Source organism: Thermus sp. (genome assembly GCF_056332225.1).
On record NZ_JBWGQW010000001.1, the window covers coordinates 69,326 to 88,739 of the forward strand.

The window sequence follows — 19,414 nt, forward strand, 5'->3', positions numbered from 1 at the left end:
CATGGAGTGCGTGTTCTGCCGCATCATCGCCGGGGAGCTCCCCTCCAGGAAGGTCTACGAGGACGAGGCCTTCGTGGCCTTCCACGATATAAGGCCCAAGGCCCCGGTGCACGTCCTGGTGGTGCCCAAGGAGCACGTGGAGAAGCTCTCCGACTACCCCGACACCGAGGAAGGGGAGAGGAAGCTCGGGGCCCTTTTCCGCACCGTGGGCCGGGTGGCGCGGCACCTGGGCCTCGAGGGCTACCGCGTCCAGGTGAACGTGGGGGAAAAGGGGGGGCAGGAGGTCTTCCACGTGCACGTGCACGTCATGGGGGGCTGGGGATGAGGAAGCGGTCCAAGACCCTCCCCGCGGGGTCCAGGGCGTAGCCCAAAAGGCCCTCCCGCCCCACCTCCAGGAAGAGGGCGTGGTGGGCCACGGCCAGGGCCCGGCTCCAGGGGAGGGGCGGCCGGGTGGGGTAGAGCCCCGCGCCCCCGCCCCCCACCACCAAGTGGGTGGTGGGGCCCACCTCCAGGCGCTCGTAGTGGTGGTCGTGGCCCGCGAGGACCAGGGCCACCCCGTGCCGCCGGAGGAGGGGCTCCAGGAGGCTCCTTAAGGCGGGGCTTCCCCCGTGGAGCCCCGAGGAGTAGAGGGGGCGGTGGAGGAGGAGGGCTTTCAGGGGAGCGGTGGAGCTTTGGAGGGCCTCCTCCAGCCAGGCCCGCTGGGCCTTGAGGTCGCCTTCCGTGTAGAGGACGAAGGCCTCGAGGCCCCCGAACCGGACCCGGTAGTAGGGCCTCTCCAGCCCGAAGCGCTTGAGCTGCGCCCTAAGGCTTGGGGCGTCGTGGTTGCCGAAGGCGGGGTAGAGGGGAACGGGGGGAAGCTCCTTCAGGAAGGCCTCCACCACGGCGCCCCTAGGGTAGAAGTTGTCCCCGGCGGTGAGGAGGGCCGTGAGGGGGCTATGGGCGTGCTCCCTTTGGAGGAGGGCCGCCACCTGGGCCCGCCCCCAGGTGTTCGCCCCCCAGTCTCCCAGGACCGCAAGCCGCTGGCCCAGGGCCAGGGAGAAGAGGAGGAGAAAGGGGAGAAACCGGCGCAAGGTCTAGGCTTCCGCGGCCCCGTGGGGCTTGAGGCTCGCCTCCTCTACCCCCGCCTTCTCCACCACCTCCTCCGCCACCAGGATGGGCGCCCCCGCCCTTAAGGCCAGGGCCATGGCGTCGGAGGGGCGGGCGTCCACCTCCAGCTCAATCCCCCGGTGCTCCAGGATGAGGCGGGCGTAGAAGGTGCCGTCCCTAAGGTCAATGATCTCCACCCGCCTCAGTTTAGCCTGGAGCATCTCCATCACCGAGAGGAGGAGGTCCGGCGTGAGGGGCCTTGGGGGCTTTTCCCCTTGCAGGGCCACCACGATGTGGTGGGCCTCGAGGGGACCGATGACGATGGGTAAAAGCTTATCGTTCTCCGTCCTGAGCAGGACCACCACGCTGCCGTTTTGGGGGTCCACGCCCAGGGTTTCAATCTTGGCGCTCAGCATGCCTTCAGTATAGACTGGGCCCGTGAGGACCTACCCTGTGGAGATCGCTGGGGTCAAGCGGGAGCTTCCCATTGTCCAGGTGGGGCCGGATGTGGCCGTGGCCCTTTTGAACCTCTTGGGCGACACCGAGCTCACCGAGGCGGCGGCGGAGGAGCTAGCCAAACGCTTGCCCCCGGAGGCGGAAACCCTGGTCACCCCGGAGGTCAAGGCCGTGCCCCTGGCCCACGCCCTTTCCCGCATCACGGGCAAGCCCTACGTGGTGGCCCGCAAGACGGAGAAGCCCTACATGATCAACCCCGTAAGCCGCCAGGTGCTCTCCATCACCACGGGGAAGCCCCAGCTTCTGGTGCTGGACGGGGCGGACGTTCCCCTCATCCGGGGTAAAAAGGTGGCCATCGTGGACGACGTGGTCTCCACGGGCTCCACCCTGGCGGGCCTCAGGGAACTCATCGAGAGCGTGGGGGGAGAGGTGGTGGCGGTGCTCGCCGTCTTCACCGAGGGTACCCCTCGCCAGGACGTCATCGCCCTGGGCCATCTTCCCCTTTTCAAGCCGGAATAGGAGGAGGCTATGGAAACCTACCCCATCGCCATCGGCGGCATCACCCGGCACGTGCCCCTGATTGAGCCCTTACCGGGAAGGCGCATTCCCTTGGTGGAGTTCCTAGGGGACCCAGAGCTCACCCGGGCCGCCGCCCTGGCCTTGAAGCCCCTGGTGCCTTCGGATACCGAGATCCTCTTCACCACCGAGACGAGCCCCATTCCCCTCACCCACGTGCTGGCGGAGGCGTTGGGCCTGCCCTACGTGGTGGCCAGGAGGCGCCGCCGTCCCTACATGGAAGACCCCATCATCCAGGAGGTCCAGACCCTGACCCTGGGGGTGGGAGAGGTGCTCTGGCTGGACCGCCGCTTCGCCGAGAAGCTCCTCAACCAGAAGGTGACCCTGGTTTCCGATGTGGTGGCGAGCGGGGAGACCATGAAGGCCATGGAGAGGATGGTGGTCCGGGCGGGAGGGCACGTGGTGGGGCGGATCGCCGCCTTTAGGCAGGGAAACCCCTCCTTGGAAGTGGCTACCGTGGCCGAGCTCCCGGTGCTTTAGAAACGTTGTGGGGCTGTGCTGGGGGCTGGATGCTTTCCGGCCCCCAGGGGTATTTTGGGGAAGGGGGTTGCATGAAAGGCATCGGGTTGTTGGCCCTTTCGGTTTTGGGCGGTCTGGCTTGGGCTGCCTTCTCCGATGTGCCCCAAGGCCCTCTCACGGAGCAGGTGGAGGCGGTGGTGCGGGCCGGGTGGATTCAGGGGTATCCCGACGGAACCTTTCGCGGGCATGAGGTCTTGAACCGCTACCAGCTGGGGACTGTTTTGGGGCGGGTGCTGAAGGATCTCGGGGTGGAGGGCAAGCCGGTGGCCTTTAAGGACGTGCCCCCCGGGCATTGGGCCCTGGAGCCCCTATCCTTGGCCGTGGCCTGGGGGCTTGTTACCGGTTACCCCGACGGGACCTTTCGGGGGCAGGAGCCCTTGAACCGGGCTGCCTTGGCCGCGGTGCTTGCGCGCATCTTGGAGCGGCTGGGGGTGGCCAGGGAAGCCCTGTTGCCCTGGGACGTGTCCGAGGTTCACTGGGCAGCCCCGGCGGTGCGCCGGGTGGTGGGGGCGGGGCTTATGGACCTGAACCCGGACGGCTCCTTTGGCCTCGAGGCCCCGGTCAACCGCTACCAGATGGCCCGGGTCCTGGCTGCCTTGAGGTCCTTGCTGGAGGGGTTGGGCAAGCTTGGACCTAAGACCCAGGAAGCCCAGCCTTCCCCTCCCTCGCCACCCAGGCAGTCCCCGGGCACCCTTGCCCCAGCGGTGGCCAAGGAGCCCTTGGACCTGCCCGCCAGCTGGGTGGGTATGGCCCGGGGGCAGGTTTGGGTGGTGGGTGAGAAGGCCTGGCTGTGGGCCGCAGGTGAGGCCAAGGAGGCGGGGCCCGCGGGGGCCGGGGTGGCGTTGCCTCCCTGGCGTTTGCAAGGGGGTGTCCTGGAGGACGGCAAGAACCGGTATGTTCCCCTAGGGGCGGGCGGGGGCAAAGAGGTCCTTCCTCCGGTGCTCCGCCGAATGGGTGAGGGGCATTTGGCCCTGGACCCCTCGGGCAACTACCTCTTGCTGGTGAATGCCCGGCCTCTTTGCGATTGCCCAAGCCGGGTGGTGCGCCTGGTGCTTCTTCTGAGCAACCCCGTGGGCCTGTACGAAGAGTACGCTTACCTTTTGGACGGTCCTGAGGCCGAGGTGGCGGGGGTGGCCTGGCCCGATCCCAAGAACCTGCTGGTCCTCGAGGCCCAACCGGGAAGTGCCCGCCTGTACCGGGTCGACCTCAACGCCGGGGAGGACATCGCTTTCAGCGCTTGGGACGAAGGGGGTTTGGAGGAGCGGAACCCCATCCCGGTCCGCCCGGTGGACAAGGTGCTCTTGGCGGAACTCCCCTTGAGCCGACCCAAGGGCTTGGCCCTGGAGGACAAAGATCGCCTCCTGACGGTGATGGAGGACAAGCTGCAGCGGATTCACCTCCCAAGTGCCCTTTGGTAAAGGGCATAAACTCCCGGTCCAGGAGAGCACCCCGCATGGAGGGAGTTTAGCACCCCTCGGATCCCGGGCCCTGGGCATCCGACCGCCGTACCCCCCTTTCCGTGGCCAGGAAGGCCACGGGAATATCCCAGGGGTCCCGGGGAAGGCGAGGCAGGAGGAGGGCCTCGGGCACCACCCCCAGGGAGAGGGCCCTCACTCCAAAGAGGAAGCGGTCGTAGTACCCCTTGCCGTGGCCCAGCCGGAAGCCTTCCCGGTCAAAGGCGAGGCCCGGGACCACGATGAGCTCCAAGACCCCAGGGTCCACGGCCTCGGTGGTGGGCTCCTTAAGGCCGAAGGGCCCTGGCGCCAAGGGGCCCCAGGGGTGGACGCTTAGGCCCTCCCCGGCCACCTTGGGGAGGTAGTAGCGGACGGGGTAGGCCTCCACCAGGGGGGTGAGGTCCAGCTCGTGGGGGAGGGGGTGGTAGAGGAGGATGTGACGGAAGCCCCGTTCCCGAAGCCAGGGGAGGAGGGCCGAGAGGACTTGGCGGGAGAGGGTTTCCCGGTCCAGGGTGCGCCAGACCCGCAGGGCGAGGCGGCGCAGGGCGGGCTTGTCCACGGGGGGAGGGTACTACGTCCCCGCCTTGACACTCAAGCTATTGGAGTGTCAAAATGGGCCTAGGAGGGTAGGGTATGCCGGTCTACGTCTACAAGGGCTTGCAGACGGGCAACTACTACGAGTTTGAGCAGGGCTTCCACGACGAGCCCCTTGCGGCGCATCCCGAGACGGGAGAGCCCCTTAAAAGGGTCATCACCCCGCCCGCCATCATCTTCAAGGGGTCGGGCTGGCACGTGAAGGATTACGCCAAGAAGGACGGCGAGGGCAAGTCCGGGGGCGAGGAGAGCAAGGAGTAATACCACCCCATGCTGGCGCAAGCCCGCATGGAAACCCGGAAAAGGGGTCCCAAAGGGCTCTAAGGCTTCACGCCAAAAGGGTATAAGGCCACTTCAGGCCGGCGCAAGCCGACCTAGGGCTAGGGCCAGCGCACCCGGTCCCCAGGGGCGAAGGTAAGGAGCCCCTCCCGCACCTCCAAGGCTCCCCGGTAGGCGGTGCCGGGGGCGTAGGTTTCCCCCGGCCTCAGGTGGGCCACCCGGAGCACCCGGCCTTCCCCGTCCAGGAAGGCCACCACCACCCCGAAGCGGTACCCCTGGGTGGTGAAGGGGGCGTCGGTGGCCTCGGGGAAAAGGTAGAGGAGGGCCTCGAGGGGCTCTTGCCGTAGGCCGAGCCCCCGGGCCCAGGCCTCGGGGGTGCGGGCCAGGCGGCCCTCCAAGACCCTGGTCCCTTCCCGGGTCTCCACCCGGATGGGGGTGGTGGGGGGAGGGGGCGGGAGCCTGCGGAAGGCCAGGAGGTAGCCGAGAAGGGAGAAGACCGAGAGGAGGACGAGGAGGAGGAAGGCGGCGAGGGGGAAGAGGGGGTTCCGCTCCACTACCTGGGCCAGAGCTTCAGGGCCTCGCCCCCCACCCGGGCGCCCTCGCTGAGGCCGCGCCTCCGGAACCAGCCCTGGTTCACCTCGAGGGCCCCCTGGTAAACCACCCCGGGGTAGTAGACGGGACAGGGGTCGGCCCTGCAGGGGGCCATCTCCAGGATGCGGAGGACGATCCCTTCTCGGTTGAAGAAGGCGATGGAAAGGGGGATGAGGGTGTTCTTCATCCAAAACCCTCCCGCGGTGGGGGCGGGGAAGAGGAAGACCATGCCCTCGTCCTCTCCTAGGCTTTTCCGGAACATGAGGCCCTGGGCCTGGCGCTCGGGGGTGTCGGCCACCTCCACCTTGAGGGGGTAGCGCTTGCCGTTTCCCTCCACGTAGAGGGTGCTCCGGGGGAAGGTGAGCCCCTGGGCCAGGGCGAGAAGGCCAAGGAGGGCGAGGAGGACAAGGAGGCGCATAGGCCCATTATGGCAGGAGGGCCCTCAGGCGGGCTTGGATTTCCCCCTGCACCGCCTCGAGGCTCCTCGTGGCGTCCAGGACTACGAAACGCTCGGGCTCGGACCGGGCGAGGGCGAGGTAGCCCTCCCGCACCCTCCGGAAGAAGGCCAGCCCCTCCTCCTCAAAGCGGTCCTTGGCCCTTCCCTCCAGGCGCCTCAGGGCCTCCTCCGGGGGAAGGTCCAGGAGGAAGGTGAGGCGGGGCTTTAGGCCCAGGGTGGCCCGCTCGGCCACCTCTTTCAGCCAGGAAAGGGGAAGCCCGCGCCCGAAGCCCTGGTAGGCGAGGCTGGAGTCCAGGTAGCGGTCCGAGACCACCCAGGCCCCCTCCTCCAGGGCGGGGAGGATCGCTTTGCGCACGTGTTCGGCCCGGTCGGCGCTGAGGAGGAGGTACTCGGCCTCGGGGGAAAGGTCCTGAGCGAGGAGGGTTCGGACCTCCCCTATGCCCCCTCCGGGCTCGTGGGTGAGGCGGACCCGGAGGCCCCTTGCCTCCAGGAAGCGGGCGAGGAGGCGGGCTTGGGTGGACTTGCCGCTCCCGTCCAGGCCCTCGAGGGTGAGGAAAACCCCTTTCATCAAAGCCCCGTGGGGTGGTCCAGGAAGACCCAGGGGAGGCCGAAGCGGGCCTCGAGGTGGGCGGCGAGGGCCTTCACCCCGAAGGTCTCCGTGTCGTAGTGGCCGGCGTAGATGACGTTGAGCCCCCGCTCAAAGGTCTCGTGGAAGACGCTGTGCTTGGGCTCCCCGGTGATGAAGAGGTCGGCGTCCACCTTGGGGAGGAGGCTTACCCCCGCCCCCGAGACCAGGATGACGGTCTCCACGTGGTCCGGGCCTCCCTGGTGCACCAGGGGCTGCATCCCCGTGAGCTGGCCCAGGCGGTCCGCCACCTGGAGGAGGGGGGTGGGGATGGGAAAGCGCCCTTTCACCCCCACGTCCCAGGGCTCGAGGTCCACCAGGCCCAGGTCCCGGGCCAGGACGAAGTTGTTCCCCACCTCCTCGTGGGCGTCCAGGGGGAGGTGGGCGGCGTAAAGGTTGATGCCCCCCTGGAAGAGGAGGTCCAGGCGGCGCTTGTGGTGGCCCACGAGGGGAAAGGGCTTCCCCCAGAAGAGGCCGTGGTGCACCAGGAGGAAGTCCACCCCCTCCTCCAGGGCCCTCCGGAAGATGGCCTCCCCGGCGTCCACCGCCGCCCCCACCTTGCGCACCGCCCGCCTCCCCTCCACCTGGAGGCCGTTTAGGGAGGGGTCCTCTGGGAAGGCCTGGAGCCTTAGGTAAGCGTCCAGATACCGCACCAGCTCGTCCCGGTCCATGGGACAAGCTTACCCCAGGGCCCCGGCGCCCCGGTGCGCGGATGACCGGTCAGTATCATGGGGGCATGGAGCCCGAGGTCTTGCTGAAGCTCCGCTTTCTATCGGATCTGGTCCCCGGCCCCGAGGGCTTCCCCCTTTTCCTCCTCACGGAGATCCAGGAGGGGGACCCGCCCCGCTACCGCTCCCGCCTCGCCCTCTATGACGGGGCCTTACGCCTCCTCACCCAGGGGGAGGCGAGGAAGCCCCGCTACGCCCACCCGTACGTTTACTTCCTGCGCAAGGTGGGGGAGGGAGAAGAGCTTTTCCGCCTGGACCTTCGGGGGGGCGAGGCGGAAAGGCTCACGGAGACGGCCGGGGTGCTGGACTACGCCCTGGGCCCGGGGGGAGAGGTGGCCTTCCTGGCGCTGAAGGAGCCCCCAAGGCCCGGGGCGCCCCGCGTCTTTGAGGGCTGGCCCTTCAAGTTTGACGGGCGAGGCCTCCTCCCCGAGGGAAACGTGGCCCTTTACGCCTTGGAGAAGGGGAGGCCCCGTCTCCTCCTGGACCGCTACCCCGCCCCCAAGGAAATGGTCTACGCCCCCGGTGGCCTTTATTTGGTGATGCCCGAGGACCTCGAGGCCCAGATGGAGGGGCGGGATGCCCTCTACCTCCTCCGGGAGGGGCGCTTGGAAAGGGTCTACGGGGGTGTAGGCCCCATCTTCGGCCTGGAGTGGAGCCCAGAGGGCCTCTTCTTCCTGGGGCACGCCTTTGAGCGGGGCGGGGGGACGGAGGCGAGGCTTTACCACCTCAAGGGAGGCGAGGCCCGGGTGCTCCTGGAGGGGAGCCTAGGGAACTCCCTGAACTCCGACCTCCGCTTTGGCCAGCACGCCCAAGGCCCCAAGTGGGGCGGGGACGGGGTCTACGTGGTGCGCACCGAGGCCGGGAGGGCGAGGCTTTACCGGGTGGACCTGGAGGGGAGGGCGGAGGCCCTCACCGAGGAGGGAAGCGTTCTCGCCTTCGCCCTCGCGGAGCGGGGGCTCTTCCTCCTCAAGGAGGGCTTCAGCCACCCGGCCCGCCTCGAGGGCCCCTTGGGCACCTTTGACCCCAACGCCGGGGTCTTGGACCTGGCCGAGCCCCTCTACACCGAGTGGACAAGCCCCGAGGGGCACGAGGTCCCGGGGTGGGTCCTTCTGCCCGAGGGGGAGGGGCCCCACCCGGTGATCCTCTACATCCACGGGGGGCCCCACACCGCCTTCGGCGAGGCCCCCATGCTGGAGTTCCAGCTCTTCCTCCGGGCGGGCTACGCCGTGGCCTTTTCCAACCCCCGGGGCTCCACGGGCTACGGCCAGGACTTCGCCCTCCTGGAGGGGGAGTGGGGGGAGCGGGACGAGCGGGACCTCCTGGGCTTCCTGGACCACGTGCTCGCCCACTTTCCCCTGGACCCTAAGCGGGTGGGGGTGGCGGGGGGAAGCTACGGGGGGTACATGACGAACTGGCTTACCGCCCGCTACCCGGAGCGCTTTAAGGCGGCGGTCACCGACCGGAGCATCTGCAACTGGCTGAGCTTCTTCGGGGCGAGCGACATCGGCCCCCGGTTCACCTACCTGGAGCTTGGGGCCAGGCCCTGGGAAAGGCCCGAGGTCCTCTGGGAGAAGAGCCCCCTCCGCCTCGTCCACCGGGTCCGGACCCCCACCCTCGTGGTCCACTCGGAGGCCGACCACCGCTGTCCCATAGACCAGGGGGAGACCTGGTACACGGCCCTACGCCACCTCGGGGTGCGGACCCGCTTCTTCCGGGTGCCGGAGGAGGGGCATGAGCTTTCCCGCTCGGGCCGGCCGGACCGAAGGATCGCCCGGCTTAGGGCCTACCTGGACTGGTGGCGGGAAAACCTGTAGGGCCGGGGGGCCTAGGCCTGGTTCTCCGCCACGGGCTCGGGGATGGGGCCGAAGGTCTCCTCGTAGCGGGCCACGTTTTCCGCCAGGCTCCTTAGGAGGGCCTTGGCGTGCTGGGGGCTGGTGATGACCCGGCTCACCACCATGGCCCCGCCCTGGGGCTGGAGCAGGGCGAAGTCCAGGATGAACTCGTTCTTGGTGTGGGCGATGAGGGCCAGGTTGGTGTAGCGGCCTAGGGCGGTGTCCTTGTCTATCTGGATGTCCAACTTGAGTTCGCTCATTTAAGGGCCTCCTCTAGCTTGGGCAACACCCTTTTTAGGGTGAGCCGTGCCCGGCCTAGGCTTTTCACCCCGTCCAGGAAAAGGAGAAGGTGATGCCCAGGAAGGGGCGCCAAAAGCAGCGCCCCTTCTGGGTACTCTATCATGACCTCTTCCAGGTCTTCCTGGCCCAAGCCCTGGGCCAGGGCCTGGGCCGTGCCCAAGGCGGTGGCGGCCCGGGCGGAGAGGAGGCCGGGCTCCGGAGCCCCCTCCTCGCGAACCTCCTCCACCACGAAGCCGTCCTCGCTGAGCAGGGCCGCCACCCGCACTCCCCGGGTGGCCTTGAGTTCCTTGAGGGCTTCCTCCACCATCTCTCCTCCTAGAGCCCCTGCACCTTTAGGGCGATGCGGGAAAGCTCCTGGCCGATGGCCTTGCGGTCCATGCCCCGTTCGATCACCGCCCCCAGGATGTACTCCCCCACCCTCAGGGCCAGCACCTCCTGCTGGTCCGTGGCCAGGGTGAAGCGGCGCACGTCCCCCGAGAGGGCCTCGGCCAGAGGGGCCATGTGGCGCACCAGGGAGGCGAGCTCCGCCGCCAGGACCTCGGCGGGGGGGGCGCCCCGGCCCAGGGCCTCAATCACCAGGCCGTCCAGCCCCGTGAGGACCGCCCGCCGCACCCCTAGGGGGGCCAGGCTTTCTAGGTAAGCCATCCCGCCACCTCCCAAAGCCTTTCCCTGGCCTTGGCCGTTTGCCACCGCGCCTGGCCGAGGTTGCCCTCGGCCTCTAGAAGAAGGAGGAGGAAGAGGTCCGAAGACCCTTGCCTAAAGGCCCAACCCTCCCGGGATGTGGAGCCAGCGCGCACCATTCGGGCATAGCCTACCACGGGATGCCCCCCCACCAGAAGCTCCTCTACCCTGGGGGTGCCTAGGCTTCCCGCGTAGGCGGCCCGGGCCTGGCGCAGGAGGGCGGCGTGCTCGGCCACGGCTGCCTCCAGGTCCACCCGTCTCCGGCCGACCCCTTCCACCAAGAGGCCCTCCAGGGTGCCGATGGCGGCGGCGAAAGCCCCGTCCACCCGGTCCAGGAGGTCCTGCAAGAGGGTTTCGGTAGGGCTTTCGGGACGTCTCATCTTCGCTGAAAGCGCGCCCTTCCCGGGCCGGATGGCTTCAGAGGGGCTTCCTCCCCTCCAGGGCCCGGCCCAGGGTCACCTCGTCGGCGTACTCCAGGCTCCCCCCCACGGGGAGGCCGTAGGCGGGCCGGGTCACCCGCACCCCCCGCTTCTTCAGCTCCTCGGCGAGGAAGAGGGCGGTGGCCTCCCCCTCCACGGTCATGGAGGTGGCGAGGACCACCTCCTCCACGCCTTTAAGCCGCCGGAAGAGGCCCTCCAGGTTGAGCTCCTTGGGGCCGATGCCCTCCAAGGGGTTCAGGGCCCCTCCCAGGACGTGGTAGAGGCCCCGGAACTCCCCGCTCCGCTCCAGGGCGTACAGGTCGGCCACGCTCTCCACCACGGCGAGGAGGGAGCGGTCCCGGTCCTCGTCCCGGCAGATGGGGCAGAGCTCCCCCTCGGCCAGGTTGCCGCACTCGCGGCAGACCCCCAGGCCCTCCAGGCCCGCCAAGGCCGCCCCCAGCTCCTCGGCCTCCTCCCGGTGGAAGGCCAGGAAGAGGGCCAGCTTCTGGGCGGTCTTGGGGCCGACGCCGGGCAGGCGGGAGAGGGCCCGGGTGAGCTTGAGGAGGCTTTCCGGGTAGCGCATCTAAAGGAGCTTCCCCAGCATGTCCCCCACGCCCCCGAGCTCCCGGGCCATCTCCTTTTCCGAGAGCTCGTGGGCCTTCCTCTGGGCGTCCTGGATGGCCACCAAAAGGAGGTCCTCGAGGCCCTCGAGGTCTTCCTGGAAGGCCTTCAGGGCCTCGGGCTTAAGCCTCAGGGCGAGGATCTTGCCGTGGCCGTTCGCCTCCACCTCCACCAGGCCCTGGGCCGAGCCCACCACGGTCATTCGCTCCAGCCGCTCTTGGACCTCGGCGGCCTTCTTCTGGGCCTTCTGGGCTTCCTTCAAGAGCTTCTGCAGGTTCATGCTCCCTCCCCCATGAGTATAGTGGAGGCATGGAGCGCCCAAGAAGGCTTCGCTCGCCCCTTCTCCGCCCCCTGGTGGCCGAGGTGGAGCTCTCCCCCAGGCACCTCGTTCTCCCCCTCTTCGTGAAGGAGGGCGGGGAGAAGGAGGAGGTTTCCTCCATGCCCGGGGTCTTCCGCTACCCCCTCGCCGAGCTTCCCCGAGCGGGGGAGGAGGCCCTGAGGGCGGGCCTTGGAGGCGTGATCCTCTTTGGCGTCCTGCCACAGGAGGCCAAGGACCCCCTGGGCCAGGGGGCCTACGCCGAGGACGGGGTGGTGCAGCGGGCCCTAAGGCTTCTCAAGCGGGAGTTCCCCGAGCTTCTGGTCATGGCCGACACCTGCCTTTGCGAGTACACGGACCACGGCCACTGCGGGGTGGTGAGGGAAGGCCCTCTGGGCTTCTACGTGGACAACGACGCCACCCTGGACCTCCTCGCCAAGACCGCCCTCTCCCAGGCCCAGGCGGGGGCGGACGTGGTGGCCCCAAGCGCCATGATGGACGGGCAGGTCAAGGCCATCCGGGAGGCCTTGGACCGGGGAGGCTTCGCCCACGTGCCCATCCTCTCCTACGCCGTGAAGTACGCCTCCGCCTTCTACGGGCCCTTCCGGGAGGCGGCCCAGAGTGCCCCGGGCTTCGGCGACCGCTCCGGCTACCAGATGGACCCCCGGGCGGGCCTGTGGGACGCCCTGAGGGAGGCGGCCTTGGACGACCTGGAGGGGGCGGACATGCTCATGGTGAAGCCCGCCCTCCCCTACCTGGACGTGCTTTCCGCCCTCAAGGGGCGCTTCGCCAAGCCCCTCTTCGCCTACCAGGTCTCCGGGGAGTACGCCATGCTGAAGGCGGCGGCCCTCAAAGGGTGGCTGGACGAAAGGCGGGCCGTGCTGGAAAGCCTCTTTGCCCTCCGCCGCGCCGGGGCCCAGGGGATCCTCACCTACTACGCCCTCGAGGCCGCCCGCTGGCTGAAGGAGGCCTAAGTACCCCACCGCGGCAAAAGCCGCGGTGGGGGCCCCAAAAGCGTTTTCCCATAGCCTCAGCTCGGGTATCCCATGTTGCGAAGCCAACGCGCGGGCACTTAGCTCGCCCCTGACCGGGGGTCGTACCCCTTTGGCGCGAATCCTCCGCCCCAAAGCCGGGTCGTACGGCTCTTTGGGAGCGTGGGGGGCTCAGGCCTGGGTGGTCCTGGGGGCTTGCCTAGGGGCGGGCACGCCTCCCCTTAAGAGGGTGTGGCCGGAGGCCAAGGCCACCCCGGCCCCGGCCAGGACGAAGACCGCCGGGGCGCCGATCCGCCCCTCTAGGGCTCCGCCCAGCATGGTGCCGAGGAGCACGGCGGCGTTCATCACGGCGCTGATGGTCTCGAGGGCCATGGACGCCTCCACGAAGCCGAAGCCCGGCGAACCCACCCCCGGCCACCTGGTGGACCTTGCTCCCCGCCTGGGAGACCAGGTAGGAGAGGATGAGCCGGGCGAAGGCCTTGTGGCGTAAGGTGGGGATTGTATCAAGATTCGGGGTGGAGGACCAGGTAGGCCACCCTGCGCCCCTCCCGGGCGAGCACCAGGGTTCCCTCGGGCAGGCGGTAGAGGAGGAGGTCCTTGAGCCGCTTTGGCACCTCCCCCGCCTGGCCCACGTAGGCCGTGTCCTCCCTGAGGCGGAGGGAGAGGACGCTACTCCCCACCTTGAGGGCCTGGGGCTCGGGGGAGAGGGAAAGGAGGTGGACCTCGCCCCCCAGGGTCTCCCGGGTGGGGGGACGGCGGCCCAGGTATTCCCGGAGGGCCTCGCCCAGGGTATGGGCCTCCCCCTCCAGGCCCAGGGCCCGGCCCACCTCCAGGAGAAAGGGAAGGGGGTCTTGGGGCCCCAGGCGCTTTAGGGTCAGCTCCAGGCCCTTGCGGGCGAAGTCCAGGAGAGCCTCTTCCGGGGCTTGGCGGTACTTTTCCGCCAGGCCGGGCCCGAAGGCCTCGGGCTGGAACTCCCCCTTGAGCCTGGCGGAGAGGGCCCGGAGGAGGCGGAGGTGGGCGTAGTCCCCCTTAGGGCTGAGGAGGAGGGCCACCACCCGCCCCTCGGAGAGCAGTTCGTAGAGGCGGAGACCGCTTCGGGCCTCCAGCCTGAGGTGGAGGAGGTCTTCCTCCCGCACCGCCCAGACCTCGAGGTCCTCCCAGGGGAGGACCAAGGTCTCCTCCAGGGGGTGGTCCTCGCCCCCAAGGCCCAGGTGCCAGCGGCCCTCGGCCTGGCTCAGGGTGAGGGTGAGGGGGCCCAGGGGAACGCGGCCCGGCCGCAAGGGAAGGGTGGCCAGGTTCTCTCCCACCTGGCCAGGGGGGGGCACCTCGGGCCAGGGGGTTTCCCCTTGAGGGGTGGGGAGGAGGTTGAGGAGGGCGAGGACCTTCTCCAGGGCCACGCGGAACCGGCGCCTCTCCTCCTCCAGGAGGAGCTCCCTCCGCCGCTCTTCCAGGGCCTCCTGTTTGAGGCGTTCCTCCAGGCGGGCGATCTCCTTAGGCCCTGCCCCGAGCCTTCGGGCCTCCTCCAGGGCCCGCCTCAGGGCGGCGAGGTCCCGCCTGGGGGAGAGGCCGTAGGCCCCGTCCCAGTCCAGGAGGCGGTTGAGGAAGCGGCGCACGTAGGTGCGGGTTTCCTCGGGGGGCAGGGGGAGGTCTTGGGGCAGGCGCAGGGCGGTCTCCAGGTACTCCAGGAGGAGGGCCTCGGCCACCTTGGGGTCCTCGAGGTCCACCAGGGGGTCCGAGAGGGCGGGGATGGGGTGGGTGGGGACGAAGCGGGCCAGGTTGAAGTCCCGCCGGAAGCCCTCCTGCTCCCGGTAGGCCCCGTAGTTCTGCAGAAAGGCGTGGACGAGCCTCAGTTCCTCACGCCTGCCCGAGAGGAAGTCCTTGGCCCGGTTTTTCACCTCCCGCTCGGCGAGGAGGCGCCACACCTTCAGGGAGATCCTCTTGAGGCGCTCCTGGATCTCGTCCTCCTGGGGGGCTTCGGGCTCCTCGAGGAGGAGGGCGGGGAGGTCTGGGGGAGCCGGGGGGGCTTGGGGAGTCCCGCCCCGCAGGGCCCGGAGGCGGGCGTCGGCCTGGCGGAAACGCTTGGCGAGGGGCGGGGGGAGGCGGGAGTCCGCCAGGAGGGCCCTAAGCTCCAGGAGGGCCCGCTTCCCCCCTTTGGGGGTGCGGCCCTGGAGAAGGTCCTCCACCCGGTACTCGTAGAGGTCCACCAGGTCGGCCAGGCGCTCCACGCTCCCATCCTATACAATGGACGGGATGCGCCTCGCCCCCCGGTTCCAGGTGGCCGCCGTTTCCCACGTGGGGCGCCGCCAGAACAACGAGGACTTCCACCGGGTGCTCCGCCTCGAGGTGCCCCCGGGCGACCTCCTCCTCCTGGCGGTGGCCGACGGCATGGGGGGCATGGAGGCGGGGGAGTGGGCGAGCAAGGTGGCCATTGAGGCCCTCTCCCAGGCGGCGCGGGCCTACGCCGAGCACTTGAAGGGAGGCCGCTCCGCCGTGGGGCTCCCCAGGGTGATGGAGAAGGCCTTCACCCTGGCCCAAAGGAGGGTGGAGGGGGAGGCGGAAAGGCTCGGAAAGCGGGGGATGGGCACCACCCTCACCGCCCTCCTCTACGCCGACTGGCTGAAGGAGGGGGTGGTGGGCCACATCGGGGACTCCCGGGCCTACCGCTTCGGTCCCCAGGGGCTTTCCCGCCTCACGGAGGACCACTCCTGGGTGGCGGAGCGGGTGCGGGAAGGCGTTTTGACCCCCACCGAGGCGGAGCGCCACCCCTACCGCCACGTCCTCACCCGGGCCCTGGGCCTTCCCGAGGCCCGCTTTGACCTCCTCCCGGTGCGCCTCCTCCCGGGGGAAGGGGTGCTCCTGGTGACCGACGGGCTTTACGGCCTCTTGCCTGAAGAGGAGTGGCTTCTCGGCAAGGACCTGCAGGGGAGCCTCGAGGCCCTGGTGGCCGAGGCGCTTAGGCGCGGCGGGGACGACAACATCACCGCCGTGGCCCTCAGGGTGGAGTGATGCACCTGCTTTTGGCCTTCCTCCTCGTTCTCCTCACCGCGGCCTTGGCCGCGCGGCTTTCCCCTTGGCCCCTCTTCCTCCTCCTCGCCCTCCTTGCCGGGGCGGGGATGGCCCTCGGGGTGCGGCCGGAGGCGGCCCTCCCCTGGCTCCTCCTGGCCCTGGGGACCCTGGCGGCTCCCCGGGTGTACCTGGGTCCTAGGCGCAGGTCCCCCAGGCGGAGGCCCGCCCGGGAAAAGAACCCCACCCGCACCAAGACCACGGAGGAGGAAAAGGCCCTCTCCCAGCGCTACGAGGTCCTGGAGAAGGTGGGGGTGGGGGGGATGGCCACGGTCTACAAAGCCAAAGACAAGAAGACGGGCCGCCTGGTGGCCTTAAAGGTGCCCCAGGAGCGCTTCGTGGGCGACCCCCGCTTCGTCCGCCGCTTCCACCGGGAGGCGGAGGTGCTGGCCAAGCTGGACCACCCCAGCATCGTCAAGGTCTACGACCACGGCCAGGTGGACGGGGTCCACTTCATCGCCATGGAGTTTTTGGAGGGGGAGGGGTTGGACAAGCTCATTGAGGAGCGGCGCCTGAACCTCAGGCAGGCCGCCGCCATCCTCGCCCGGGTGGCGGACGCCCTCCGGCACATCCACGCCCAGGGCATCGTCCACCGGGACATCAAGCCGGGGAACATCATGGTCCTCAAGGGGGCCCTCCGGGAGGACGGGGTGGACCCGAGGGGGGTGCGCCTCATGGATTTCGGCATCGCCGCCGGGAAGGTCCTCACCCGCCTCACCATCACCGGGGTCCGGATCGGCACCCCGGTCTACATGAGCCCCGAGCAGGCCAAGGGGCAGAACCTGGACCACCGCTCGGACATCTACTCCCTGGGCATCGTCCTCTACGAGGCCCTGACCGGACAGCCCCCCTTCACCGGGGGGTACGAGACGGTGATCCACCAGCAGATCTTCCAGATGCCCACGCCCCCCAAGCAGCTTAGGCCCGAGATCCCCCAGGCCCTCTCCGACCTGGTGCTCAAGATGCTGGAGAAGGACCCGGCCAAGCGGCCCGCCCTGGAAGAGGTCATCCGGGTCCTGGAGGGCCCCTGGGACGAGGAGCGGGGCCTTGCCCACCCCCACTACCTCCTCCTCGGGGTGGAGGCCAAGAAGGGCACGGTGCGCCTTCTGGACCTCGAGGGCACCCCGGCCCGCCTCCTCTCGGGCATCGGCTCGGCCCCCGGGCACTTCCCCGCCCCGCCCCTGGCGGTGGCCGCCGACCCCGAGGGGGGGGTCTGGGTTTCGGTCTTTGAGCACGGGGCCAAGATGCTCCACCGCTTCTCCCCCGAAGGGGAGCTCCTCCTCTCCGTGGGGCCCTACGGCATGAAGCCCGGGGAGTTCCTCTTTCCCCTGGGCCTGGCCGTGGCCGACGGCGCCCTTTTCGTCCTGGACGGGGAGACGGCCACCATCACCCGCCTGGACCTGAAGGGCCACTACCAGGCCCGCTTCGGGGGACACGGCCCGGGCCGGGGAAGCTTTCAAGACCCCAAGGCCCTGGTGGCCTCGGGGGAGTTCCTCTTCGTCCTGGACTACGGCAACCGCCAGGTGCAGCGGCTTTCCTTGGACGGGCGCTACCTCTCCCGCTACGCCTTCCGGCGCTCCAAGGAGAGCGAGGACCTCAGGCTCCTGGGGGGCGTGGGGGCTTCGGGGGAGAGGCTTTACCTCTACGATGCCGAGGCGGGCAAGGTGCGGGAGCTGGACCTCTCCGGGGCCCTCCTTGGCTCCTACGCCCTGCCCCTCCTGGAAGGGGAGGACCGCATGAGCCTGGTGGAGCTTCTTCCCTTTGGGGGCATCCTCTACGCCGCCCGGCGGGGGAGCCCCCGGGTCCACCGCATTGACCTGAGGACCGGGGAGGCCCTTGCGCCCTTGGAGGTTTACGCCCCGGTGCGGGCCCTTGCCCTTTGGCGGAATCCGGCATGAGGGTTCTTCTGGTGGAGGACGACCCCGGGGTGCGGGAGGCCTTGGAGCTTGGCCTTTCCCTGGAGGGGCACGAGGTGCGGGCCGTGGACCGGCCCAAAGAGGCCTTAGGGCTCCTTCCCTGGGCCGAGGCGGTGGTCCTGGACATCCTCCTGCCGGAGGGGGACGGGTTTTCCCTCCTCAAGGAGATTCGCGCCCGCTCGGAGGTGCCGGTCCTCATCCTCACCGCCCTGGAGGAGGTGGAGTGGCGGGTAAAGGGGCTGAGGGAGGGGGCGGACGATTACCTGGTGAAGCCCTACAGCCTCCAGGAGCTCCTGGCCCGCCTCGAGGCCCTGGCCCGCCGGGCGAGGAGGCGCGAGGAGGTCCTCGCCTACAAGGACCTCCGCCTCTACCCTAGGCGCATGGAGGCCTTCCGCGGGGAAAGGCGCCTCAGCCTTTCTCCCAAAGCCTTCCTCCTCCTCAAGGTCTTCTTGGAACGCCCGGAGGAGGTGATTCCCAAGGAGGCCCTGATGCTTAGGGTCTGGGGGGAGCCCGTGGAGCCCGCCACCCTCGAGGTCCACCTCTCCGCCCTCCGGAAGGCCCTGGGGGAACCCAGCCCCCTCCAGACGGTGCGCGGGTATGGCTACCGCCTTTTCCTCCCTGAGGGCTAGGCTCTTCGCCCTCCTCCTCCTCGCCCTTCTCCTCCTCCTTGCCCCCCTGGCCTGGCTTTCCGCCCGGGAGGCGGAGCGGGCCGCGAGCGAGGACCTGAGGCGGGCCCTCTATACCCGGCTCTACCTCCTCCAGGCGGAGGGGGTGAGGGACGAGGAGCAGCTCCTTCTTGAGCTTTTCCGCCTGGCCCAGCTCTTCGGGGGCGGGGTGGGGTTTGTCCTCCGGGGGGGCGTGGCCCGGTTCACCCAGCTCGGGGACTGGCCTTTGCCCCCCGGGCTTCCCGCGGCTTTGGCGGCGGAAGGGGTCTACCAGGGGGTCTTTCGGGGGACGCTCTATGTGGCCCTGGCCCAAGGGGGGCTCGCCTATGGCCTCGGGGTACCCCTGGAAGGGGTTTCCGCCCTGGGGAGGCGGCTTCTCCTCCTCTACGCCACCTGGGGCGGGGGGCTTTTGCTTGGGGTCTTCCTCCTCGCCGCCCTCGCCCTTTCCTGGGCCCTCCGTCCCCTCCGGGAGCTGGAAAAGGCCTTGCGGGCCCGGGCCCCCGAGGACCTAAGCCCCCTCCCCGACCCGGGCCTGGCCGAGCTCAGGCCAGTGGTGGCGGCGCTGAACGCCCTTTTCGCCCGGGTGGGGAGGCTCCTCGCCGAGCTCGCCGAGAAGGAGGAGGCGGCCCGGCGCTTCGCCCGCCACGCCTCCCACGAGCTCCGCACCCCCCTCACCGCCCTCAAGGGCTACCTGGAGGTGCTCCGCCGCAAAAACGAGCCCCGGGCCCTGGAGGGGGCCTTGCGGGAGGCCGGGCGCATGGAGGCCCTCCTCGCGGGGCTTCTCCGCCTCGCCCGCCTCGAGGCCCACCCCCTTTCCCCAAGGCCCTTGGACCTACGGGCCTTCCTGCGGGAGAGGGGGGTGGAGGCGGAGGGGGAGGGGGTGGTCCTGGCCGACCCTGAGCTTTTGGCCCTGGCGGTGGAGAACGTCCTGGAGAACGCCCGCCGCCACGGCAGGCTTCCCGTGCGGGCGGAGCTTTCCCGGGAAGGAGAGGGGGTCTGGGTCTGGCTCGTGGACGCGGGCCCCGGGTTTCCCGAGGACCTCCTTCCCCGGGTCCTGGAGCCCTTCGTGCACGGGGGGAAGGGGACGGGCCTGGGCCTCGCCCTGGTGGCCGCCGTGGCCCGGGCCCACGGGGGCAAGGCGCGGGCGGAAAACCGTGGGGGGGCGGGGGTGGGGCTTTTCCTGCCTTTGGCTTCCCTTAAGGTTTCCCCCGGTGCGCCCTTTGGGGAGGAGGGCTAGCCTGGGC

The 19,414-nt window shown here is 69.6% G+C and carries 25 protein-coding genes and 1 pseudogene; 11 read left to right on the forward strand and 15 right to left on the reverse strand.

Features of this window, described 5'->3' with window-relative positions; all coding sequences use genetic code 11:
* Position 1: 1 nt before the first annotated feature.
* The gene (locus tag AC01Y6_RS00440; protein WP_476669765.1) at positions 2-325 is read left to right on the forward strand and encodes a histidine triad nucleotide-binding protein; all 324 of its coding nucleotides are present in this window, start codon (positions 2-4) and stop codon (positions 323-325) included.
* Here AC01Y6_RS00440 and AC01Y6_RS00445 read toward each other — a convergent pair.
* Both AC01Y6_RS00445 and AC01Y6_RS00450 read right to left on the reverse strand, forming a co-directional pair.
* Positions 306-1,070: a metallophosphoesterase gene (locus AC01Y6_RS00445; RefSeq protein ID WP_347241737.1), complete on the reverse strand. Its 765-nt coding sequence runs from the start codon at positions 1,068-1,070 to the stop codon at positions 306-308. The two genes, AC01Y6_RS00440 and AC01Y6_RS00445, sit on opposite strands and share 20 nt — an antisense overlap.
* 3 nt (positions 1,071-1,073) lie before the next feature.
* Positions 1,074-1,502, reverse strand: a complete 429-nt coding sequence (locus AC01Y6_RS00450) for a bifunctional nuclease family protein (protein WP_428715296.1) — start codon at positions 1,500-1,502, stop codon at positions 1,074-1,076.
* Between the two features lie 22 nt (positions 1,503-1,524).
* On the opposite strand from AC01Y6_RS00450, the gene AC01Y6_RS00455 reads away from it, so the two are divergent.
* The 3 genes from AC01Y6_RS00455 (at position 1,525) to AC01Y6_RS00465 (ending at position 4,055) form a co-directional block, all read left to right on the forward strand.
* Positions 1,525-2,061, forward strand: a complete 537-nt coding sequence (locus tag AC01Y6_RS00455; protein ID WP_428715295.1) for a phosphoribosyltransferase family protein — start codon at positions 1,525-1,527, stop codon at positions 2,059-2,061.
* A 9-nt stretch (positions 2,062-2,070) separates the two neighbouring features.
* The gene (locus AC01Y6_RS00460; protein ID WP_347241740.1) at positions 2,071-2,598 is read left to right on the forward strand and encodes a type I phosphoribosyltransferase; all 528 of its coding nucleotides are present in this window, start codon (positions 2,071-2,073) and stop codon (positions 2,596-2,598) included.
* Between the two features lie 71 nt (positions 2,599-2,669).
* Positions 2,670-4,055: an S-layer homology domain-containing protein gene (locus AC01Y6_RS00465; protein ID WP_428715294.1), complete on the forward strand. Its 1,386-nt coding sequence runs from the start codon at positions 2,670-2,672 to the stop codon at positions 4,053-4,055.
* Positions 4,056-4,101: 46 nt separating this feature from the next.
* Here the strand turns inward: AC01Y6_RS00465 and AC01Y6_RS00470 are convergent, their stop codons facing one another.
* A complete protein-coding gene (locus AC01Y6_RS00470) occupies positions 4,102-4,650 on the reverse strand; it encodes a 5-formyltetrahydrofolate cyclo-ligase (protein WP_347241742.1) in 549 nt (182 codons plus the stop codon).
* Between the two features lie 74 nt (positions 4,651-4,724).
* Here AC01Y6_RS00470 and AC01Y6_RS00475 point away from each other — a divergent pair, with 74 nt between their 5' ends.
* On the forward strand, positions 4,725-4,946 hold the full coding sequence (locus AC01Y6_RS00475) for an FmdB family zinc ribbon protein (protein ID WP_347241743.1): 222 nt from the start codon (positions 4,725-4,727) through the stop codon (positions 4,944-4,946).
* 119 nt (positions 4,947-5,065) lie between these two features.
* Here the strand turns inward: AC01Y6_RS00475 and AC01Y6_RS00480 are convergent, their stop codons facing one another.
* The 4 genes from AC01Y6_RS00480 to AC01Y6_RS00495 are packed head-to-tail and all read right to left on the reverse strand — an operon-like array spanning position 5,066 to position 7,308.
* Entirely contained in the window at positions 5,066-5,518 is a 453-nt protein-coding gene (locus AC01Y6_RS00480) for a DUF192 domain-containing protein (RefSeq protein WP_476669766.1), read from the reverse strand.
* The gene (locus AC01Y6_RS00485; protein WP_476669767.1) at positions 5,518-5,973 is read right to left on the reverse strand and encodes a DUF192 domain-containing protein; all 456 of its coding nucleotides are present in this window, start codon (positions 5,971-5,973) and stop codon (positions 5,518-5,520) included. The genes AC01Y6_RS00480 and AC01Y6_RS00485 overlap by 1 nt, the downstream gene beginning before the upstream one ends.
* 7 nt (positions 5,974-5,980) lie before the next feature.
* Positions 5,981-6,580, reverse strand: a complete 600-nt coding sequence (gene tmk / locus AC01Y6_RS00490; protein ID WP_428720209.1) for a dTMP kinase — start codon at positions 6,578-6,580, stop codon at positions 5,981-5,983.
* Complete coding sequence (locus tag AC01Y6_RS00495) at positions 6,580-7,308, reverse strand: Nif3-like dinuclear metal center hexameric protein (RefSeq protein ID WP_347241747.1); 729 nt, start codon at positions 7,306-7,308, stop codon at positions 6,580-6,582. Before AC01Y6_RS00495 ends, tmk begins: the two co-directional genes overlap by 1 nt.
* Before the next feature lie 65 nt (positions 7,309-7,373).
* On the opposite strand from AC01Y6_RS00495, the gene AC01Y6_RS00500 reads away from it, so the two are divergent.
* Complete coding sequence (locus tag AC01Y6_RS00500; RefSeq protein WP_476669768.1) at positions 7,374-9,179, forward strand: S9 family peptidase; 1,806 nt, start codon at positions 7,374-7,376, stop codon at positions 9,177-9,179.
* Positions 9,180-9,190: 11 nt separating this feature from the next.
* On the opposite strand, the gene AC01Y6_RS00505 is transcribed toward AC01Y6_RS00500, so the two are convergent.
* Genes AC01Y6_RS00505 through AC01Y6_RS00530 form a run of 6 tightly spaced genes read right to left on the reverse strand, consistent with a single transcriptional unit; the run spans position 9,191 to position 11,498 of the window.
* Positions 9,191-9,457, reverse strand: a complete 267-nt coding sequence (locus tag AC01Y6_RS00505; protein WP_347241749.1) for a DUF3467 domain-containing protein — start codon at positions 9,455-9,457, stop codon at positions 9,191-9,193.
* Complete coding sequence (locus AC01Y6_RS00510) at positions 9,454-9,801, reverse strand: roadblock/LC7 domain-containing protein (protein ID WP_347241774.1); 348 nt, start codon at positions 9,799-9,801, stop codon at positions 9,454-9,456. Before AC01Y6_RS00510 ends, AC01Y6_RS00505 begins: the two co-directional genes overlap by 4 nt.
* Before the next feature lie 11 nt (positions 9,802-9,812).
* On the reverse strand, positions 9,813-10,142 hold the full coding sequence (locus AC01Y6_RS00515) for a roadblock/LC7 domain-containing protein (RefSeq protein WP_347241750.1): 330 nt from the start codon (positions 10,140-10,142) through the stop codon (positions 9,813-9,815).
* Positions 10,130-10,558: a hypothetical protein gene (locus tag AC01Y6_RS00520; protein WP_347241751.1), complete on the reverse strand. Its 429-nt coding sequence runs from the start codon at positions 10,556-10,558 to the stop codon at positions 10,130-10,132. Before AC01Y6_RS00520 ends, AC01Y6_RS00515 begins: the two co-directional genes overlap by 13 nt.
* Positions 10,559-10,595: 37 nt before the next feature.
* The gene (gene recR, locus AC01Y6_RS00525) at positions 10,596-11,180 is read right to left on the reverse strand and encodes a recombination mediator RecR (RefSeq protein ID WP_347241752.1); all 585 of its coding nucleotides are present in this window, start codon (positions 11,178-11,180) and stop codon (positions 10,596-10,598) included.
* Entirely contained in the window at positions 11,181-11,498 is a 318-nt protein-coding gene (locus AC01Y6_RS00530) for a YbaB/EbfC family nucleoid-associated protein (protein WP_347241753.1), read from the reverse strand.
* Between the two features lie 29 nt (positions 11,499-11,527).
* Here AC01Y6_RS00530 and hemB point away from each other — a divergent pair, with 29 nt between their 5' ends.
* The gene (gene hemB, locus AC01Y6_RS00535) at positions 11,528-12,508 is read left to right on the forward strand and encodes a porphobilinogen synthase (protein WP_476669770.1); all 981 of its coding nucleotides are present in this window, start codon (positions 11,528-11,530) and stop codon (positions 12,506-12,508) included.
* Positions 12,509-12,697: 189 nt separating this feature from the next.
* Here hemB and AC01Y6_RS00540 read toward each other — a convergent pair.
* Positions 12,698-12,880: pseudogene (locus AC01Y6_RS00540) on the reverse strand (MFS transporter); the annotation flags it as partial.
* Between the two features lie 149 nt (positions 12,881-13,029).
* Entirely contained in the window at positions 13,030-14,751 is a 1,722-nt protein-coding gene (locus tag AC01Y6_RS00545) for a hypothetical protein (protein ID WP_476669771.1), read from the reverse strand.
* Positions 14,752-14,776: 25 nt separating this feature from the next.
* Between AC01Y6_RS00545 and AC01Y6_RS00550 the strand changes: the two genes are divergently transcribed.
* From AC01Y6_RS00550 to AC01Y6_RS00565, 4 genes are read left to right on the forward strand one after another with little or no spacing between them, the layout of a single operon-like run.
* Positions 14,777-15,532, forward strand: coding sequence for a PP2C family protein-serine/threonine phosphatase (locus AC01Y6_RS00550; protein ID WP_347241756.1), 756 nt, complete (start codon positions 14,777-14,779; stop codon positions 15,530-15,532).
* Complete coding sequence (locus tag AC01Y6_RS00555) at positions 15,532-17,487, forward strand: protein kinase domain-containing protein (protein WP_476669772.1); 1,956 nt, start codon at positions 15,532-15,534, stop codon at positions 17,485-17,487. The genes AC01Y6_RS00550 and AC01Y6_RS00555 overlap by 1 nt, the downstream gene beginning before the upstream one ends.
* A complete protein-coding gene (locus AC01Y6_RS00560) occupies positions 17,484-18,134 on the forward strand; it encodes a response regulator transcription factor (RefSeq protein WP_476669774.1) in 651 nt (216 codons plus the stop codon). Before AC01Y6_RS00555 ends, AC01Y6_RS00560 begins: the two co-directional genes overlap by 4 nt.
* Complete coding sequence (locus AC01Y6_RS00565) at positions 18,103-19,407, forward strand: sensor histidine kinase (protein WP_476669775.1); 1,305 nt, start codon at positions 18,103-18,105, stop codon at positions 19,405-19,407. Before AC01Y6_RS00560 ends, AC01Y6_RS00565 begins: the two co-directional genes overlap by 32 nt.
* The last annotated feature ends 7 nt before the right edge of the window (positions 19,408-19,414 follow it).

What these genes read in the sequence shown, in the direction of transcription:
- AC01Y6_RS00515 (WP_347241750.1), bottom strand. Translation starts at nt 10,142, where the DNA reads ATGGCTTACCTAGAAAGCCTGGCCCCCCTAGGGGTGCGGCGGGCGGTC.
- AC01Y6_RS00465 (WP_428715294.1), top strand. Translation starts at nt 2,670, where the DNA reads ATGAAAGGCATCGGGTTGTTGGCCCTTTCGGTTTTGGGCGGTCTGGCT.
- tmk (WP_428720209.1), bottom strand. Translation starts at nt 6,580, where the DNA reads ATGAAAGGGGTTTTCCTCACCCTCGAGGGCCTGGACGGGAGCGGCAAG.
- AC01Y6_RS00500 (WP_476669768.1), top strand. Translation starts at nt 7,374, where the DNA reads ATGGAGCCCGAGGTCTTGCTGAAGCTCCGCTTTCTATCGGATCTGGTC.
- AC01Y6_RS00530 (WP_347241753.1), bottom strand. Translation starts at nt 11,498, where the DNA reads ATGAACCTGCAGAAGCTCTTGAAGGAAGCCCAGAAGGCCCAGAAGAAG.
- AC01Y6_RS00560 (WP_476669774.1), top strand. Translation starts at nt 17,484, where the DNA reads ATGAGGGTTCTTCTGGTGGAGGACGACCCCGGGGTGCGGGAGGCCTTG.
- AC01Y6_RS00520 (WP_347241751.1), bottom strand. Translation starts at nt 10,558, where the DNA reads ATGAGACGTCCCGAAAGCCCTACCGAAACCCTCTTGCAGGACCTCCTG.
- AC01Y6_RS00440 (WP_476669765.1), top strand. Translation starts at nt 2, where the DNA reads ATGGAGTGCGTGTTCTGCCGCATCATCGCCGGGGAGCTCCCCTCCAGG.
- AC01Y6_RS00450 (WP_428715296.1), bottom strand. Translation starts at nt 1,502, where the DNA reads ATGCTGAGCGCCAAGATTGAAACCCTGGGCGTGGACCCCCAAAACGGC.
- AC01Y6_RS00555 (WP_476669772.1), top strand. Translation starts at nt 15,532, where the DNA reads ATGCACCTGCTTTTGGCCTTCCTCCTCGTTCTCCTCACCGCGGCCTTG.
- AC01Y6_RS00460 (WP_347241740.1), top strand. Translation starts at nt 2,071, where the DNA reads ATGGAAACCTACCCCATCGCCATCGGCGGCATCACCCGGCACGTGCCC.
- hemB (WP_476669770.1), top strand. Translation starts at nt 11,528, where the DNA reads ATGGAGCGCCCAAGAAGGCTTCGCTCGCCCCTTCTCCGCCCCCTGGTG.
- AC01Y6_RS00475 (WP_347241743.1), top strand. Translation starts at nt 4,725, where the DNA reads ATGCCGGTCTACGTCTACAAGGGCTTGCAGACGGGCAACTACTACGAG.
- AC01Y6_RS00495 (WP_347241747.1), bottom strand. Translation starts at nt 7,308, where the DNA reads ATGGACCGGGACGAGCTGGTGCGGTATCTGGACGCTTACCTAAGGCTC.
- AC01Y6_RS00550 (WP_347241756.1), top strand. Translation starts at nt 14,777, where the DNA reads ATGCGCCTCGCCCCCCGGTTCCAGGTGGCCGCCGTTTCCCACGTGGGG.
- AC01Y6_RS00505 (WP_347241749.1), bottom strand. Translation starts at nt 9,457, where the DNA reads ATGAGCGAACTCAAGTTGGACATCCAGATAGACAAGGACACCGCCCTA.
- recR (WP_347241752.1), bottom strand. Translation starts at nt 11,180, where the DNA reads ATGCGCTACCCGGAAAGCCTCCTCAAGCTCACCCGGGCCCTCTCCCGC.
- AC01Y6_RS00485 (WP_476669767.1), bottom strand. Translation starts at nt 5,973, where the DNA reads ATGCGCCTCCTTGTCCTCCTCGCCCTCCTTGGCCTTCTCGCCCTGGCC.
- AC01Y6_RS00565 (WP_476669775.1), top strand. Translation starts at nt 18,103, where the DNA reads ATGGCTACCGCCTTTTCCTCCCTGAGGGCTAGGCTCTTCGCCCTCCTC.